The sequence below is a fragment of the Roseobacter sp. AzwK-3b genome (genome assembly GCF_000170875.1).
Lineage (GTDB): Bacteria > Pseudomonadota > Alphaproteobacteria > Rhodobacterales > Rhodobacteraceae > Roseovarius > Roseovarius litoreus.
In genome coordinates this window covers 769651-786426 of sequence record NZ_ABCR01000001.1, presented here as the reverse complement: position 1 = coordinate 786426, position 16776 = coordinate 769651, and the positions used below count along the sequence as shown (strand labels likewise).

The window sequence follows — 16776 nt, the reverse complement described above, 5'->3', positions numbered from 1 at the left end:
GATGACGATCCATATCGGCGCCGAACCGGGCGACATCGCCAAAACCGTCCTGATGCCCGGCGACCCCATGCGTGCGCAATGGGCCGCCCGGACCTTTCTCGACAGCCCCCGCCAGATCAACGCGGTGCGCGGAATGCTGGGCTATACCGGCACATGGCGCGGACAACCGGTCACGATCCACGGCAGCGGCATGGGCATGCCGAGCCTGTCGATCTATGCCAATGAGCTTTTGCGCGATTTCGGGGTCACAACGCTCATGCGCATCGGCTCCTGCGGGGGCATGCAACCCCATGTCGGACTGCGCGACGTGATCCTCGCGATGACCGCCAGTTCGATCAGCACCCCGTCCTCGTCCCTCATGCGCGAGCTGCGCTTCGCACCATGCGCCGATTGGGGCCTGCTGCGCGCCGCGGCCCACGCCGCCGAGACCCGGGGCATCACCCCTCATATCGGCGGCATCTATTCCTCCGATACCTTCTACGACGAACGTCCCGACCTGAACGACCAGATGACCCGCCACGGCACCCTCGCCGTCGAAATGGAAACCGCCGAGCTTTACACCCTCGCCTCCCGCTACGGCGCGCGTGCCTTGTCGGTGCTCACGGTCAGCGACCATCTCCTGACCGGCGACGCGGTATCCAGCGCAGACCGCGAAACCGGCTTTTCCGCCATGGTCGAGATCGCCCTCGCCGCCGCTTTCCCGAACTGACGCGCCCCCTTAGCGCATCCCGCCCCGAACACACCGCGCATCGCGACTTTCATCGTTCCCCAAATACTCCCGCCGGAGGCACCCTTGGCCCAAGGCAGCCTCAGTCGTAGCTGCGCTGATCCTCGATTACCTTGCCGTCATTGGGCAGACTGCCCCGGGCCACGATCTCCACCCGGCCATTCAGCTTGAGCGCCTCGGCAACCGATCCGGCATAGATCTCCGGATCGCCGCCATCGGCCTCGATCTGAACGGTCATCACATCCATCTCGCCCTCGCGGCTGGCGATGACCCGGGCGCGGGCGATCTCGTCATGGCGCGCGACCAAAGCCGCCACCTGTTCGGGACGCACGAACATGCCCTTGATCTTGGTGGTCTGGTCAGCCCGACCCATCCAGCCCTTGATGCGCATGTTGGTCCGTCCACAGGGGCTTTCACCTTCCATCACCGCACTCAGATCGCCAGTCGCAAAGCGGATCAGCGGATAATCGGGATTGAGCGTGGTCACCACCACCTCGCCCACATCGCCGGGCCGCACCGGATCACCAGTGCCGGGCGTCACGATCTCGACAAGCACGCCCTCATCCACGATCAACCCCTCCTGAGCGGGGGACTCGTAGGCGATATTGCCAAGATCGGCGGTGGCATAGCACTGCAGACAGGCAATGCCGCGATCCACATATTCCTGCCGCAGCGACGGAAACAGCGCGCCGCCGCCCACGGCGGCCTTGGCAATCTTCAGCTCCAGCCCCATCTCGGCTGCCTTGTCGAGTATCACCTTCAGATAATCCGGCGTGCCGGCATAGGCTGTGACGCCGATGTCATGCGCCGCGCGGGCCTGCAACTCGGTCTGTCCCGTCCCGGCGGGCAGCACGGCAGCGCCGACCGCGCGCGCCCCATTCTCAAAGATCATCCCGGCCGGGGTCAGGTGATAGCCGAAACAATTCTGCACGATATCGCCTTTGCCCACGCCGCAGGCATGAAGAAATCGCCCCATCCGCCACCAATCGTGGCTGTCGCCACCCGGCTCATAGATCGGGCCGGGGCTCTGGAAGATATGGGCAAACTGGTTGGCGTTGCGGGACGTCAATCCGCCGAACGGCGCCGCGGCGGCCTGTGCCCGTCCCAGATCGGACTTGCGCAGAACCGGCAGCCGCGCAAGGTCGGCGATACTGCGGATCGTCTGGGCCTCGACACCGCTCAATGCGCCATCATAGCCCGCCAGGGCCTGCGCGCGCGCGATCTGTTCGGGCAGGGCGCAGGCAACCGCCGCTTGCCGCGCATCCGCACTGCGCGTTTCCAGATCGTCGAAATACTCGGACATCCCATGTTCCCCTGATTGCCGCGCGGGCGCTGACGTGCCGTGCATGGTCGTGGTCTCCCTCAGCTCAGCCACCGCTTGCGGCGGCGATAGCTGCGCACATCGCGAAAGCTTTTGCGCCCTTCATCGGACATGCCCAGATAGAATTCCTTGACGTCCGGGTTCTCGCGCAGATCGGCGGCGGGGCCGTCCATGACCACGCGCCCGGATTCCAGAATATAGCCGTAATGCGCAAAGCGCAGCGCGACATTGGTGTTCTGCTCGGCCAGCAGGAAGGTATAGCCCTCTTCCTCGTTGAGCGTTTTGACGATGTTGAAAATCTGTTCCACGAGCTGCGGGGCAAGCCCCATGCTCGGCTCGTCCAGAAGGATCGTCTCGGGCCGGGACATCAGCGCACGGCCGATGGCGACCATCTGCTGCTCACCGCCCGACGTATAGCCTGCCTGGCTCTTGCGGCGCTCTTTGAGGCGGGGAAAATATTCGTAGACCATGTTCAGATCGGCATCGATCTCGCCCTTGGAGGCGCCGCGCGTATAGGCGCCGGTCAACAGGTTTTCCTCGACCGTCAGATGTTCGAAACAATGGCGGCCTTCCATCACCTGGATCACGCCCATCTTCACCAGATCGGAGGGCAGAAGATCCTGCACACGCTCTCCGCGATAGCGGATGCTGCCCTTGGTGACCTCGCCGCGTTCGGACTTGAGCAGATTGGAAATCGCCTTGAGCGTGGTGGTCTTGCCCGCGCCATTGCCACCCAGAAGCGCGGTGATCCCGCCCTTGGGCACCGACAGGCTGACGCCTTTCAGCACAAGGATCACATGGTTGTAGATCACCTCGATATTGTTGACCTCGAGAAGCGTCTCTTCGGTGCGTCCTGCGTCCAGCATCTGTGTCTCCGTCATGCCCTTTGGGCCAAGGATGAAGGTCCGGGGGAGGGCGCGGCAAACTGTCTGCCGCGCCCGGTGTCATGTCGCGCCCGCCTTACTGGCAGCGCATCTCGATGCTGTTCTCGGCGGCGAAGGCCTGCGAATCCTCGGCGACAAGCGCCTGGATGACCTCCTGATCGGACTGGTAGTAGTCGGTGATCAGCACGAATTCGCCGGCGTCCGCGTTCCACTGCGACACGGCACCAAAGCCATTACCGCCGTGGTTTTCGCAGCTCACGTCGAATTCCGGACCGAAGTTCGGCAGGCCAAGCGCGGCCATCTTCTCTTCGGTGATCGACAGGTTCTCCATGCCGTCGCGCATCATCGCGGGGGTGATCGCGGATGTGCCATGGATTTCCTGTGCGGTCTTGATCGCCTCGGCGGCCAGCATCGCGGCATACATGCCCCGGTTATAGAGCACCGTGCCGACCTGATCGCCCGCACCCGCGGCCTTGCCCGCATCCACCACGTATTTCTGGATGTCTGCGTAGATCGGATAGTCCGAGCCGAGGTTGTGGAAGGTCAACGCCTTGTAGCCATTGGCCCGATCGCCCGCCGCTTTCACGTCGTTTTCCGAACCGGACCACCAGATCCCGATGAAATTCTCCATCGGATAGCGGATGTTCACCGCTTCCTGGATCGCCACCTGGTTCATAACGCCCCAGCCCCACATGATCACGTTGTCAGGCTGTTCGCGGCGGATCTGCAGCCACTGGGATTTCTGCTCCTGACCGGGGTGGTCCACCGGCAGAAGGGTCAGGTTGAAGCCATGCTTCTTGCTCAGCTCCTCCAGCGTGCGGATCGGCTCCTTGCCATAGGCCGAGTTGTGATAGACCAACGCGATGGTCTTGCCGCTGATATCCCCGTTATTCTCGTTCAGGATATGGGTGACAGCGTGGCTGGCGCCGTCCCAGTAGTTCGCAGGATAGTTGAACACCCATTCGAACACCTTGCCGTTCTTGGCCGAGGTCCGACCATATCCCATCGTATGAAGCGGGATACCGTCAGCCGTGGCCTTGGGGATCAGCTGATAGGTGATACCTGTCGACAGCGGCTGATAAACCAGCGAGTCGTCCCCTTTGGTGGCCTCATAGCATTCGACCCCCTTCTCGGTGTTGTAGCCGGTTTCGCACTCGACGAGATTGACCATCTCGCCACCGATACCGCCATCGCGTTCGTTCAGCAGGGTGAAGTAATCCTGGTAGCCATCCGAGAACGGAATGCCGTTCGCGGCATAGGGGCCGGTCCGATAGCTGGTATCGACGACTTTCAAATCCGCCAGAGCCGGGCCAGCCGCTATCACGGCCGCCATGGCTGCGCCAAAAAGTTTCATCTTCATCGGTTCATGTCCTCCCTTGGTGTTGTTCCGATGCACATCAGGCCGCGGGTTGAAGCCCACGATCTTTCCTCCTCGAGCCCCGCCCTAATGCGGGAAGGGCCAAAGCCTCAGTTTTTCCTTGGCCACGCGCCAGAGCTGCGCAAGGCCATGCGGTTCGGCGATCAGGAAAAGCACGATCAGCCCGCCCACGATCATGAACTCCAGATGTGCCGCCAGATCGGTGGGCCAGCCCAGACCGCCCACCAGCGTGTTCTTCAGCAGAACCGGCAGCAGCACCAGAAACGCCGCCCCGGCAAAGCTTCCGAAGATCGAGCCAAGCCCCCCGATAATCACCATGAACAGCACCAGAAACGATTTCTGGATGCCAAAGGCTTCGCCCACCTCGACCGCGCCAAGATAGACCGCAAAGAACAGCGCCCCGGCGATGCCGACAAAAAACCCCGAGATGGCAAAGGCGCTCAACTTGGCTTTCAGCGGATTGACCCCGATAATCTCGGCGGCGATGTCCATGTCGCGGATCGCCATCCATTTGCGCCCCGCCATGCCCCGCGTCAGGTTCCGCGCCAGCAGCGCACAGGCCACGCAGAACACCAGGCAAAACAGGTAAGCCGCCCACGGCTCGGTCTGCGGACCCGTCACGGCCACGCCCAGAACCTGCGTTTCGGGCGCAGTGATCTGCCCCGAGGCCGAATAGTTGTAGAACCACGACACCCGGTTGAACATCCAGACCAGAAAGAACTGCGCCGCCAGTGTCGCCACCGCCAGGTAAAAGCCCTTGATCCGCAACGACGGCAGCCCGAACAGCAGGCATACACCCGCCGTGACGCCCCCTGAAAGAATGATGTGTATCAGGATGCTGACTTCGGGAAAGCCGGTCATCAGCTTGTAGCAGGCATAGGCGCCCACCGCCATGAAGCCACCCGTGCCCAGACTGACCTGACCGCAATATCCCACAAGGATGTTCAGCCCGATCGCCGCGATTGAATAGATCAGGAACGGCAGGAACACCGCGTTGACCCAATAATCGTTGATGACAAAAGGCACCACCGCGAAAGCCGCGATCAGCACCAGGTAATAGCGCATCCTGTCGAACTTGATCGGGAAGGTCTGGCTGTCGTCCTTGTAGGAGGTTTTGAAATCCCCCGCCTCACGATAGAACATTAGAGAACCTCCCCGTGAATTTCATCATCGTCGCGCTTTTCCGCGCGGTTGGCGGGCTTGGCATAGCCGGTGGCTTCGGCATGGCGTGCCAGCCACAGAAAGGCCAGCAGGCCCACGGCCCCGCCCAGTCCCGCAAGGATTGCCGCGGTGACCATCTGGCCCGGTTGGTTCGTGCCAGCGGTCAGCGCCAGATAGCCGAAGGCCCAGAAGCCCGACCACGCGATGACATTGGCAATGGCGATCGCTTTGTGCATGGCTACACCCTCTCGATGATCTTCTCGCCGAACAGGCCCTGCGGCCTGAAGACGAGGAACAGAAGCGCCAGAACATAGGCGAACCAGTTTTCGGTCGCACCGCCTATGGCCGATCCGATGGCAAACTCGAACAGCTTTTCGCCCATGCCGATCAGCAACCCGCCGACGATCGCGCCGGGGATTGAGGTGAACCCGCCCAGCATCAGCACCGGCAGCGCCTTGAGCGCAATCAGGCTCAGCGAGAACTGCACACCTGACTTGGTGCCCCACATGATCCCCGCCACCAGCGCCACGAACCCGGCCAGCGACCAGACCATCACCCAGATGAAATTGAGACTGATGCCGACACTCAGCGCCGCCTGGTGGTCATCGGCCACCGCACGCATGGCCCGGCCCTGCTTGGTGTATTGCGCGAACACGATCAGCGTGAAGACCAGCGCCGCGGCAATCGCCGTAGCGAACAGATCGAGATTGTCGATGAAGAACCCATAGCCGAAGACCTGATAGGTCGCCTCGTCGATGACGCCATTGATGCCCTGCGGCAGCCCCACATCAAGCTTCTTGATGTCGCTGCCCCACATGATGTCTCCGAACCCTTCGAGGAAATAGGCAAGGCCGATGGTCGCCATGAAAAGGATGATCGGCTCCTGGTTGACCAGATGTTTGAACACGATCTTGTTGACCGCCCAGGCCAGTGCCACCATCACCACCATCGTCAGCAGGATCGCGAGGAACGCCGGCACATGCCAGCCGAAATGGTGGATCTCCGTGCCGAAGATCGAGTTGATCAGATGCGCGAACGGCACCTGCCCTTCCATGATCCCAACCAGCGTGAGCGCCGCGAACAGCGCCATCACGCCTTGCGCAAAGTTGAAGATGCCGCTGGCCTTGTAGATCAACACGAACCCAAGCGCGACCAGCGCATAAAGAACCCCGGCCATCAGGCCGTTCAACAAGACCTCAAGTCCCCAGATGAACTGCTCAGGCATGGCGCGGACCTCCCTTTGCTCGAACGTCAGCGATTGTTGCGAACTCAGTCATGGGCCACCCCCAGATAGGCGTCGATCACCGCCTGATTGTTGCGCACCTCGTCAGGCGTGCCGTCACCGATCTTCTTGCCGTAATCCATCACGACCACCCGATCGCTCAGGTCCATCACAACGCCCATGTCATGCTCGATCAGAACGATCGTGGTGCCGAACTCGTCATTCACATCCAGAATGAACCGGCTCATGTCTTCCTTTTCCTCGACGTTCATGCCGGCCATCGGCTCGTCGAGCAGCAGGATCGACGGCTCCGCCGCCAGCGCACGGGCCAGCTCGACCCGCTTTTTCAGACCATAGGGCAGACGGCCAACAGGCGTTTTGCGAATGTGCTGGATTTCAAGGAAGTCGATGATCTTCTCTACCGCCTCGCGGTTCTCGGTCTCTTCGCGTTCGGCCTTGCCCTTCCAGATCGCCTGCGCCAGCAAGCCCGCATTCATCTGCCGAATGCGGCCTGTCATCACGTTGTCCAGAACGGTCATGCCCTCGAACAGCGCGATGTTCTGAAACGTCCGGGCGATGCCCTGACGGGCCACCTCATAGGGTTTCATCGGGGGGCGTTTCTGACCCTTGTAGATCACCTCGCCTTCCTGCGGGTTGTAGAAGCCCGAAATCACGTTGAGCATGCTGGACTTGCCCGCGCCATTGGGGCCGATGATCGCACGGATCTCGCCTTCATGGATGTCGAACGAGATATTGCTGATCGCCATCACGCCACCGAAGCGCAGCGTGATGTTCTTCATCTCCATCACCACGCCACCGATCTTGCGGCCATCCGCGGTGGTATAGCCCTGAGTGTCCATATCCTTCATTCCGCCGCCACCTTTCTGTGGTCGCCCACCGGCACCACCGCCGCGTCGCGGATCTGCAGCGTGGCGCTGATCGAGCCTTTGCGACCGTCCTCATAAGTCACTTCGGTCGTGGTGAAGATCTCGCTGGAGCCGTCATAGAGCGCGCCCAGAAGATCCTCGAACTTCTCGCCGATCACGCCCCGGCGCACCTTGCGCGTGCGGGTCATCTCGCCGTCATCGGCATCCAGTTCCTTGTGCAGCACAAGGAACCGATGCACCTGGCAATGCGCCAGCATCGGATCGTCGGCCAGACTGCGGTTGACCTCTTCGACATGGCTCTGGATCATCTCCAGCACCTTGGGATTGCCCGCCAGCTCCTGGTACGAGGCATAACCGATATTGTTGCGCTCGGCCCAGTTGCCCACCGCGTTGAGGTCGATATTGATGAAGGCCGCGCATTCCTTCCGACCATTTCCGAACACCACCGCCTCGAGGATGTTGGGGAAGAACTTCAGCTTGTTCTCGACATATTTGGGCGCGAACATCTTGCCATCGGCCATCTTGCCCACATCCTTGGCACGGTCGATGATACGCAGATGCCCCGAGCCTTCCTCGAAAAACCCGGCATCGCCCGTGGCGACCCAGCCCTCGGGATCCTTGGTGCTCCGGGTGCTTTCCTCGTTCTTGTAGTAATACTCGAACGTGCCCGGTCCCCGGTAATAGACCTCTCCATTCTCGGCGATGCGAATCTCGACACCCGGCGCCGCAACGCCCACCGTGTCCGAGCGCACCTCTCCATCGGGCTGCAGGGTGATGAACACGCTGGCTTCGGTCTGACCGTACAGCTGCTTCAGGTTGATCCCCAGACTGCGGTAGAAATCGAAGATTTCCGGCCCGATCGCCTCGCCCGCGGTATAGCCCACGCGCACCCGCCCAAAGCCAAGCGTATCCTTGAGCGGCCCATAAATCAGCACATTGCCCAAGCCATATGTCATGCGGTCCCATGCGCTGACCGGCTTGCCGTCAAGGATCGCCGGACCGACCCTGCGGGCATGCGCCATGAAGCGGTCGAACAGCCATTTCTTGATCCGCCCGGCATCTTCCATCCGGATCATCACATTGGTCAGCTGCGTCTCGAACACGCGCGGCGGCGCGAAATAATAGGTCGGCCCGATCTCGCGCAGGTCGGTCTGCATGGTCTCTGCCGATTCCGGACAGTTGACGCAGAACCCGCACCAATAGGCCTGACCGATCGAAAAGATGAAATCGCCCACCCAAGCCATCGGCAGATAGGCCAACACCTCTTCGTCGCGGCTCAGCTTGTCGAACTCCGCGGACGAACGCGACGCCTCGATGATATTGCGGTTGGACAGCACCACGCCCTTGGGCTTGCCGGTGGTGCCGCTGGTATAAAGCATCACGCAGATACTGTCGTAATCCAGCTTCTCGCGCCGGGCCTTCAGATCGGTGATGAATTCGTCATGCGCCGCGCGGCCCTGCGCCTGCACATGGCTGAACTGATGCAGCTTGTGATGATCGTATTTGCGCAACCCCCTCGGATCGACATAGATCATATGCTCGAACTGGGTCAGCCGATCCTGCACGTCGATCACCTTGTCGACCTGCTCCTGATCCTGAACGATGGCAAAGCGCGCGCCGCAATGGTCCATCACATAGGCCATCTCTTCGGCCGCCGCGTCCTGATAGAGTGGCACAGGGATCGCCCCCACCGATTGCGCCGCCACCATCGACCAATAGAAATGCGGCCGGTTGCGCCCGATGATCGCGACGAAATCACCCTCGTTCACACCAAGGTTCAAAAGGCCAAGCGCCAGCGCCTCGATCTCTTTCTCGGCCTCCGCCCAGGTCCAGCATTGCCAGATGCCGAACTCCTTTTCGCGATAGGCGGGCCTGTCCGCGAACTGTTTGGCGTTACGTTGAAGCAGCGCCGGAACGGACCCAAGCCCCTCCGCCGCCTGTGACGACTGTGCCAAATTTTTCTCCTCCCGAATGTCCGCTTTGCGAACCGATCGCCTTGTCCCGGCGATTCCTCCAATCCCAAAGGGTGCGAATTTCAAGCTCGCGGTCAACTTTTTCGTGAGCATTTCGCAATCCTTTCGAATTGTAACAACCGCACGAACAACCTTTGCCCCTGCCGGTTCCGGTGCTAGCCATTGGCAAAAGGGCGCCCGATGAGAGTGACACGCACCGATACCAACGCCATGACAATGGCAGGCCTGAACCTGATCCAGCAGGCGCTGTCGATCTATGACGCCGATTTGCGGCTGGTGGTGTGCAACCAACGCCTGCAGGAAATGTTCGACCTGCCCGACCGCCTCGTGACACCCGGCGCCGCCTTTGCCGACACGATCCGCTTTCTGGCCGAGCGGGGCGACTACGGCAATGTCGGAGATACCGCCGAATTCGTGCTCACCCGTGTCGAACAGGCCCGCACCTTCGAGCCGCATTACATGGAGCGCACCCGCGCCAACGGCACCACCATCAGCGTCGAGGGCACCCCGCTGCCGCAGGGTGGCTGGGTCACCGTCTATACCGACATCACCCGCATCAAGCATCAGGAACGCCTGCTGCGCACCCGATCCGAGGAACTCTCGGACCAGCTGCTCAGCTATTCCGAGGATCTCTCGGCCGCCAACCGCAAGCTTTCGGCCACCATCACCGCTCTGGAAGAGGCCAAACGCCAGTTGACCGCCTCCGAGGCCCGCACCCGGCTGACCACCGAAATGATGCCGGCCCATATCGCCCATGTCGGCCCGGACCGCCGCTATACCTACTCCAATCGCCGCCTCAGCGCGGTGATGCCCGGCAGCCGCTCCGAGATCATCGGCCTGCCGATCGACGAGGCGCTTGGCCCCAGCGCCTATGCCGCCATCCGCCCAAGGCTGGACGAGGCGTTTCTCGGGCGGGCCTCGGTCTTCGAATTCACCCACGATCCCAGCTCCCGCCGGATTCGCGTGGCGTTCACGCCGGATGACACCCAGGGCGGGGTCTATATCCTGTCGATGGACATCACCGAGGAATCCCAGACCCGCGCCGCCCTGCAACAGACCCGCCGCCGCGAAATGGCGGCCCAGCTCACCAGCGGCCTTGCCCATGATTTCTCCAACCTGCTGACGATCATCCTCGGGATGCAGTCCCGGCTTCAGCGCATGGAGCTCGGGCCAGAAGCGGATGAGTTGATCACCGCGACACTCTCGGCGGCGCGCCGGGGCGGTGGCCTGCTGAACCGGATCGCCGACATGACCGGTCCCCGCGAACATGCCCCCGTGCCGACCGATCTGAGCAGCTTCCTTCGCGATCTCGAAACACTGGCCCGCTCGACCCTGCCCGATGCAGTCGACCTCACCGTCAACAACCTCGCAGGCGCGGGCGCCTTCCTGCTCGATCCGGGAATGCTGCAGGATTCGCTGCTGAACCTCGTGCTCAATGCCCGTGACGCCTGCGGCAGCCGGGGCCGGATCGAGCTGCAGACCAATTGCCTGCAGAACACTTGGCTGGAATTCATCGTCCGCGACACGGGCCCCGGTTTCACCGAACAGGCCCTCGCCCATGCCCTTGATCCCTTCTTCACCACCAAGGGCGGCGAAGGCTCGGGACTGGGTCTCTCGATGGTCTATGACATGACCAAGCTGGCTGGCGGCCGCGTGACGCTGGCCAATACCGGCAGCGGCGGGCAGGTCACGTTGCGCCTGCCGCTGCGCGTGGCCGCCAGCACCAGCGCCCCCGGCCTGATTCTTCTGGTCGAGGACAGCCCGGACCTGCGCGGCGCCGTGCGCGACATGCTGCGCGACGCGGGCCATGCGGTGATCGAAGCGGCCTCTGCCGACGAAGCCCTGAAACTTCTGTCCGATGTGCCGCAGATCTCGGCGCTTTTGTCCGACATCTCGCTGGAAGGCGACAAGACCGGCCTCGATCTGCTGCGTGCCCTGCCCGATGCGCAGCGCCCCGCCTACCTGATGACATCGCTGCCGCCCGACGATCCTCTGCACCGGGCCGCCCTGGCCTGCGCGCCGGTGCTGCGCAAACCCTTCACCGCGGCGCAGCTCCACGGTTTTCTCAAACAGGACCCGACACCATGACCGCGCCCCTTGTCACCATCCTGGACGACGAACCGGCAATCCGCACGATGCTGTCCGACGCCCTTCAGGACGCGGGCTTTCGCACCATGACCTTCGCGCGCGCCACCGAATTCGAAGCCGCCCTGCGCACCGCGCGGCCCGATGTCTGCCTCGTGGACCTGTCGCTGCCCGATCGCGACGGGCTGACCCTGGTGCACAGGCTGGCGCTGGAACAGGGCGCCACGGTGATCATCATCTCGGGCCGGGCGCAGGTGCAGGACAAGGTCACGGGACTGGAACTGGGCGCTGACGACTACATCATCAAACCCTTCGATCCCGCCGAGGTGGTGGCCCGGATCCGTGCGCGGCTGCGCCGCGACACCGCCACGCCCCAGACCGGCGACACCGCCCGCTTCAATGGCTGGGTCGCGCATTTCGATCGCTACGTCCTCGAAGACGACGCGGGCCGCGAAACCCCCTTCTCCCATGCCGAGGGCGAGGTGCTGCGCCTGTTTCTCGAACGCCCCAAACGCCTGATTTCCCGGCAGGCGATGCAAGAGGCACTTGGCGGCGCCGCCGGCGACAGCTTCGACCGCGCGATGGATGTGCGCATCTCGCGGCTGCGCACCAAGCTGCGCGAAGATCCCCGCAACCCGCGACTGATCAAGACGATCTACGGCGCCGGCTATATTTTTCTGGACGATGTGACCTGGGGCTGAGGGCGGCGGGGGCCAGCCCCCGTCGCGTCTTCGCCGCGACTCCCCCGGGATATTTCCGGCCAGAAGAAGCCGCGGCGGACCCCCTGGTTTCTTCTGGCCTCAAATATCCCCGCCGGAGGCATCCGACAAACGCCCCACGCGCCGTCATTCGGCGGCGACAGCATCCTCGTTTACCGCTTCGACCCGCACCGCCGAGAATTTGAACTCGGGGATCTTGCCATAGGGATCGAGCGCCGGGTTGGTCAGGATGTTGGCCGCCGCCTCGACATAGGCGAAGGGCAGGAACACCATGTCGGGCGCCACGGCACGGTCGGCCCGCGCCATCACCTCGACCGAACCGCGCTTGGTGGTCAGCCGTACCATGCCGCCCGGCTCCACGCCGAGGCGGCGCAGGGTCGAGGGATGCAGCGAACAATTGGCCTCGGGCTCCACCGCATCCAGAACCGTGGCCCGGCGTGTCATCGAGCCGGTATGCCAATGCTCGAGCTGCCGCCCGGTGGTCAGGATCATCGGATACTCCGCATCCGGCAGATCGTCGGGGGGAATGACGCTGGCCGGGGTGAAGCGCGCCCGGCCTTCGGGGCGCGGGAAGCCGTCGCCGAACACCACCGCCTCACCCGGACCATCGGGATCGTGACAGGGATAGGTCACCGCGTTCTCCCGCTCGAGCCGCTCCCAGGTGATGTTGTTGAGCGAGCGCATGTTCTGCTTCATCTCGGCGAAGACATCGGCCGGGCTGTCATAGTGCCACGCAAGCCCCATCCGATTGGCCAGCGCCACCGTGATCGCCCAATCCTCGCGCGCCTCGCCCGGCGGTGTGACGGCGGGGCGGCCCATCTGGACCTGGCGGTTGGTATTGGTCACCGTGCCCGACTTTTCGTAGAAGGCCGAAGCCGGCAGGATCACGTCAGCGTAATTCGCCGTCTCGGTGATGAAGATATCCTGCACCACCAGATGATCGAGCTTGGCCAGCGCGTCACGCGCATGTTCCACATCCGGGTCCGACATCGCCGGGTTTTCACCCAGGATATACATGCCGCGGATCTTGCCGTCATGCACCGCATCCATGATCTCGGTCACCGTCAGGCCCTTCTCGTTCGAGAAATCCCCCGACTGCCAGACCTCGGTAAAGGCGCGCCGCACGCCATCGTCGGTCACGCTCTGGTAATCGGGCAGGAACATCGGCACCAGCCCCGCATCCGACGCGCCTTGCACGTTGTTCTGTCCCCGCAAGGGATGCAGCCCGGTGCCGGGCCGCCCCACATGACCGCACATCAGCGCCAGCGAGATCAGGCAGCGTGAATTGTCGGTGCCGTGGATATGCTGGCTGATCCCCATCCCCCAGAAGATCATCCCCGCCTTGGCCGTCGCGAAATCGCGGGCCACGGCGCGCAGCGTCTCGGCGGGAATGCCGCAGAGCACTTCCATCTTCTCGGGCGGGAATTGCGCCAGATGGGCTTTCTCGGCCTCCCAGTTTTCGGTGAAGGCCTCGATATATTGCTGGTCGTAGAGCCCTTCTTCCACGATCACATGCATGATCGCGTTCAGCATCGAGACATCCGCCCCCGGCTTGAACTGCAGCATATGCGTCGCAAACCGGCGCAGGCCCACGCCGCGCGGGTCCATCACGATCAGCTTGCCACCACGCTTGGTGAACTGCTTGAAATAGGTCGCCGCGACCGGATGGTTCTCGATCGGGTTGGCGCCGATCACGATCGCCACATCGGCGTTTTCGATCTCGTTGAAGGTGGCGGTGACCGCCCCCGATCCCACGTTTTCGATCAGCGCCGCCACCGACGAGGCATGGCACAGCCGCGTGCAGTGATCCACGTTGTTATGGCCAAAGCCCTGTCGGATGAATTTCTGGAACAGATAGGCCTCTTCGTTGGTGCATTTGGCGCTGCCGAACCCGGCCACCGCGGCACCGCCGTGCGCGTCCTTGAGCCGCTTCATGCCGCCCGCCGCGACATCCAGCGCCTCGTCCCACTCGGCCTCGCGAAAGAACGCGCGCCAATTGCCCGGATCCACGTTCAGCCCCTTGGGCGGCGCATCCTCGCGCCGGATCAGCGGCTTGGTCAGTCGGTGATCGTGATGGATATAGTCGAACCCGAACCGCCCCTTGACACACAGCCGCCCCTCATTGGCCGGGCCGTTGAGGCCCTCGACATATTTCACCTTGTTGTCCTTGACCTTCAGGCTGACCTGACAGCCGACGCCACAGAACGGGCAGATGCTTGCGACTTCACTGTCGTAATCGGCGCTATCGCCGGTCTCCGCGTCGTCCAGCACCGTGGCAGGCATCAGCGCGCCGGTGGGGCAGGCCTGCACGCATTCCCCGCAGGCCACACAGGTGCTTTCGCCCATCGGATCGGCGAAATCGAACACCGGATAGGCGTCATGCCCACGCCCGGCCATGCCGATCACGTCATTGACCTGCACATCGCGGCAGGCGCGCACACACAGGTTGCACTGGATGCAGGCGTCCAGATTGACGCGCATCGCCACATGGCTGTCATCCAGCAGCGGGATGCGCTCTTTTTCCAGCTTGGGAAAGCGGCTGGTCTCGACCCCGTTGAGCCGCGCCATATCCCACAGATGCGAGGACTTGTCGTGCGAGACATCCTGTTCGGGCTGATCAGCCAGCAGAAGCTCCATCACCATCTTGCGCGATGTCTCGGCGCGCGCGGTGTCGGTCTTGACCACCATGCCCTCGGCCACTTCGCGGATGCACGACGCGACAAGCGTGCGCTCGCCTTCGACCTCGACCATGCAGGCCCGGCAATTGCCGTCGGGCTTGTAGCCCGGCGCGGGCTTGTGACACAGATGCGGGATCTTAAGGCCACGGCCATGGGCCACGTCCCAGATGGTCTGGCCCTTTTCGGCTTCAACCTCACGGCCGTTCAGCGTGAACTTGATGGTATCGGACATGGCGCGCCTCCTTGGTTAGGAGATGGTAAACCATGCGCCGCGCGAACGGAGTCTCACAATCCCGACACCTCGCCGCAATTTTGCGGCCTTGGCGACGCCGGGGTTTCCGATAGGCAACAGGATGTCGCGTGAAATAAATCCGCGCGCCCACCTTCCACCCTGCCGCATGCGGCGCTAACGTGCCGCCGATACGCCAATAGCAGGACGACAGAACAGTGTCCGAGATCATCCTCGTGCGGCACGGCCAGGCCAACAGCCACGCCACCGACGAAGCCGGCTATGACCGGCTGTCCGATCTGGGCCGCGCGCAGGCGGGCTGGCTTGGCGCTCATCTGCGCGCGACCAATCCGCATTTCGACCGGGTGCTGACCGGCACGCTGATCCGGCAGGCCGACACCGCGCGCGCCATGGGCTATGACATCACCACGCAGGATCCGCGCCTGAACGAGCTGAGCTATTTCGCTCTGGCCCATGCGCTCGAGGCACAGCACGGCATCCCGGCCCCGCGTGACGCCACCGAATTCGCCACCCATCTGCCGCAGGTGATCGACCATTGGACGCGCGACCGGCTCGAAGATATCCCTGAACGCTTCACCGATTTCGCCGACCGCATCACCGCCGCCATCGACGAGATCTGCCACACGCCGGGCCGCACCCTCGTGGTCACTTCGGGCGGAGTCATCGGCATGGCGCTGCGCCATGCGCTCGGGCTGGAAAACGGCGGCATGGCCAAGATCATGCTGCAAATCATGAACAGCTCTGTGCATCGGCTGGAATTCGTCCATGACATGCTGATGGTGGGCGCGTTCAACGCCACACCGCATCTTGATCTGCCCGACCGGGCCCATGCCCGGACATTTGTCTGAAGAGGAGACCAGACATCATGAAGTTCTATTATGCCCCCGGCACCGTGTCCGTCGCTGCCGCCTATCTGCTTGAAGACACCGGGCTGTCCTATGATCCGCAGCTGGTCGATTTCAAATCCTCTGCGCAAACCAGCCCCGATTATCTGGCGATCAATCCCAAGGCCCGTGTGCCGGCTCTGGTGACCGATGCGGGCATCCTGACCGAAACCGGCGCCATCCTCGAATATGTGGCAAGCCGCGTGCCCGACCGCGCGCTGGTGCCTGCCGATGCCTGGCAGGCGGCGCAGATGCGCAGCGTGATGTATTACCTGGCCAGCACCGTTCATGTGAACCACGCCCACAAGCATCGTGGCCACCGGTGGGCGACGCAGCAATCCTCGTTCGACGACATGACCGCCAAGGTGCCCGAAACCATGGCCGCCGCCTGCCGCTTCATGGAGGACAACTGGCCGCTTTCGCCCTTCGTTCTGGGCAATGAGATGAGCCTGGCCGATCCCTATCTCTTCACGATCTGCACGTGGCTGGAAGGCGATGGGGTCGCCATTGCCGACTATCCCAAACTGGCGGCGCATTTCGCGATGATGAGCGCGCGCCCCGCCGCCGCCGCCCTGCGCGACAAGGGCATCACCCGCTGAGACAGGGA

At 62.9% G+C, this 16776-nt stretch carries 14 protein-coding genes; 5 read left to right on the top strand and 9 right to left on the bottom strand.

Going from position 1 to position 16776, the window contains the following annotated elements:
* Position 1: 1 nt before the first annotated feature.
* The gene (gene deoD / locus RAZWK3B_RS03590) at positions 2 to 709 is read left to right on the top strand and encodes a purine-nucleoside phosphorylase (RefSeq protein WP_007812280.1); all 708 of its coding nucleotides are present in this window, start codon (positions 2 to 4) and stop codon (positions 707 to 709) included.
* 100 nt (positions 710 to 809) lie between these two features.
* Here the strand turns inward: deoD and RAZWK3B_RS03585 are convergent, their stop codons facing one another.
* The 8 genes from RAZWK3B_RS03585 to RAZWK3B_RS03550 all read right to left on the bottom strand — a co-directional run bounded on the left by RAZWK3B_RS03585 (position 810) and on the right by RAZWK3B_RS03550 (position 9535).
* A complete protein-coding gene (locus RAZWK3B_RS03585) occupies positions 810 to 2030 on the bottom strand; it encodes a phenylacetate--CoA ligase family protein (RefSeq protein WP_007812278.1) in 1221 nt (406 codons plus the stop codon).
* 59 nt (positions 2031 to 2089) lie between these two features.
* Entirely contained in the window at positions 2090 to 2914 is an 825-nt protein-coding gene (locus RAZWK3B_RS03580) for an ABC transporter ATP-binding protein (RefSeq protein WP_007812276.1), read from the bottom strand.
* Between the two features lie 94 nt (positions 2915 to 3008).
* Positions 3009 to 4292, bottom strand: a complete 1284-nt coding sequence (locus RAZWK3B_RS03575; protein ID WP_037295014.1) for an ABC transporter substrate-binding protein — start codon at positions 4290 to 4292, stop codon at positions 3009 to 3011.
* Between the two features lie 84 nt (positions 4293 to 4376).
* Positions 4377 to 5453, bottom strand: a complete 1077-nt coding sequence (locus tag RAZWK3B_RS03570) for a branched-chain amino acid ABC transporter permease (RefSeq protein WP_007812273.1) — start codon at positions 5451 to 5453, stop codon at positions 4377 to 4379.
* Entirely contained in the window at positions 5453 to 5707 is a 255-nt protein-coding gene (locus tag RAZWK3B_RS03565; RefSeq protein WP_007812271.1) for a hypothetical protein, read from the bottom strand. Before RAZWK3B_RS03565 ends, RAZWK3B_RS03570 begins: the two co-directional genes overlap by 1 nt.
* A gap of 2 nt (positions 5708 to 5709) precedes the next feature.
* Positions 5710 to 6696, bottom strand: a complete 987-nt coding sequence (locus RAZWK3B_RS03560) for a branched-chain amino acid ABC transporter permease (RefSeq protein WP_007812269.1) — start codon at positions 6694 to 6696, stop codon at positions 5710 to 5712.
* A 44-nt stretch (positions 6697 to 6740) separates the two neighbouring features.
* Complete coding sequence (locus tag RAZWK3B_RS03555; RefSeq protein WP_007812267.1) at positions 6741 to 7562, bottom strand: ABC transporter ATP-binding protein; 822 nt, start codon at positions 7560 to 7562, stop codon at positions 6741 to 6743.
* Positions 7559 to 9535: an AMP-binding protein gene (locus RAZWK3B_RS03550; RefSeq protein ID WP_007812266.1), complete on the bottom strand. Its 1977-nt coding sequence runs from the start codon at positions 9533 to 9535 to the stop codon at positions 7559 to 7561. Before RAZWK3B_RS03550 ends, RAZWK3B_RS03555 begins: the two co-directional genes overlap by 4 nt.
* Positions 9536 to 9733: 198 nt before the next feature.
* On the opposite strand from RAZWK3B_RS03550, the gene RAZWK3B_RS03545 reads away from it, so the two are divergent.
* Together RAZWK3B_RS03545 and RAZWK3B_RS03540 are read left to right on the top strand one after the other, a co-directional pair.
* Positions 9734 to 11641, top strand: coding sequence for a hybrid sensor histidine kinase/response regulator (locus RAZWK3B_RS03545; RefSeq protein WP_007812264.1), 1908 nt, complete (start codon positions 9734 to 9736; stop codon positions 11639 to 11641).
* Entirely contained in the window at positions 11638 to 12339 is a 702-nt protein-coding gene (locus RAZWK3B_RS03540) for a response regulator transcription factor (RefSeq protein ID WP_007812263.1), read from the top strand. Before RAZWK3B_RS03545 ends, RAZWK3B_RS03540 begins: the two co-directional genes overlap by 4 nt.
* Positions 12340 to 12483: 144 nt before the next feature.
* On the opposite strand, the gene fdhF is transcribed toward RAZWK3B_RS03540, so the two are convergent.
* Positions 12484 to 15267: a formate dehydrogenase subunit alpha gene (gene fdhF, locus RAZWK3B_RS03535; protein ID WP_007812261.1), complete on the bottom strand. Its 2784-nt coding sequence runs from the start codon at positions 15265 to 15267 to the stop codon at positions 12484 to 12486.
* A gap of 215 nt (positions 15268 to 15482) precedes the next feature.
* On the opposite strand from fdhF, the gene RAZWK3B_RS03530 reads away from it, so the two are divergent.
* Together RAZWK3B_RS03530 and RAZWK3B_RS03525 are read left to right on the top strand one after the other, a co-directional pair.
* Positions 15483 to 16133, top strand: a complete 651-nt coding sequence (locus tag RAZWK3B_RS03530; RefSeq protein WP_007812260.1) for a histidine phosphatase family protein — start codon at positions 15483 to 15485, stop codon at positions 16131 to 16133.
* A 17-nt stretch (positions 16134 to 16150) separates the two neighbouring features.
* Positions 16151 to 16768 carry a glutathione S-transferase family protein gene (locus tag RAZWK3B_RS03525; protein WP_007812258.1) on the top strand — a complete coding sequence of 206 codons (618 nt, stop codon included), beginning with the start codon at positions 16151 to 16153 and terminating at the stop codon, positions 16766 to 16768.
* Positions 16769 to 16776 lie beyond the last annotated feature (8 nt).

Excerpts from the sequence above, each read along its gene's own strand:
- RAZWK3B_RS03570 (WP_007812273.1), bottom strand. The coding sequence starts at position 5,453 with ATGTTCTATCGTGAGGCGGGGGATTTCAAAACCTCCTACAAGGACGAC.
- RAZWK3B_RS03565 (WP_007812271.1), bottom strand. The coding sequence starts at position 5,707 with ATGCACAAAGCGATCGCCATTGCCAATGTCATCGCGTGGTCGGGCTTC.
- RAZWK3B_RS03575 (WP_037295014.1), bottom strand. The coding sequence starts at position 4,292 with ATGAAGATGAAACTTTTTGGCGCAGCCATGGCGGCCGTGATAGCGGCT.
- RAZWK3B_RS03540 (WP_007812263.1), top strand. The coding sequence starts at position 11,638 with ATGACCGCGCCCCTTGTCACCATCCTGGACGACGAACCGGCAATCCGC.
- RAZWK3B_RS03555 (WP_007812267.1), bottom strand. The coding sequence starts at position 7,562 with ATGAAGGATATGGACACTCAGGGCTATACCACCGCGGATGGCCGCAAG.
- RAZWK3B_RS03560 (WP_007812269.1), bottom strand. The coding sequence starts at position 6,696 with ATGCCTGAGCAGTTCATCTGGGGACTTGAGGTCTTGTTGAACGGCCTG.
- RAZWK3B_RS03585 (WP_007812278.1), bottom strand. The coding sequence starts at position 2,030 with ATGTCCGAGTATTTCGACGATCTGGAAACGCGCAGTGCGGATGCGCGG.
- deoD (WP_007812280.1), top strand. The coding sequence starts at position 2 with ATGACGATCCATATCGGCGCCGAACCGGGCGACATCGCCAAAACCGTC.
- RAZWK3B_RS03525 (WP_007812258.1), top strand. The coding sequence starts at position 16,151 with ATGAAGTTCTATTATGCCCCCGGCACCGTGTCCGTCGCTGCCGCCTAT.
- RAZWK3B_RS03580 (WP_007812276.1), bottom strand. The coding sequence starts at position 2,914 with ATGCTGGACGCAGGACGCACCGAAGAGACGCTTCTCGAGGTCAACAAT.
- fdhF (WP_007812261.1), bottom strand. The coding sequence starts at position 15,267 with ATGTCCGATACCATCAAGTTCACGCTGAACGGCCGTGAGGTTGAAGCC.
- RAZWK3B_RS03545 (WP_007812264.1), top strand. The coding sequence starts at position 9,734 with ATGAGAGTGACACGCACCGATACCAACGCCATGACAATGGCAGGCCTG.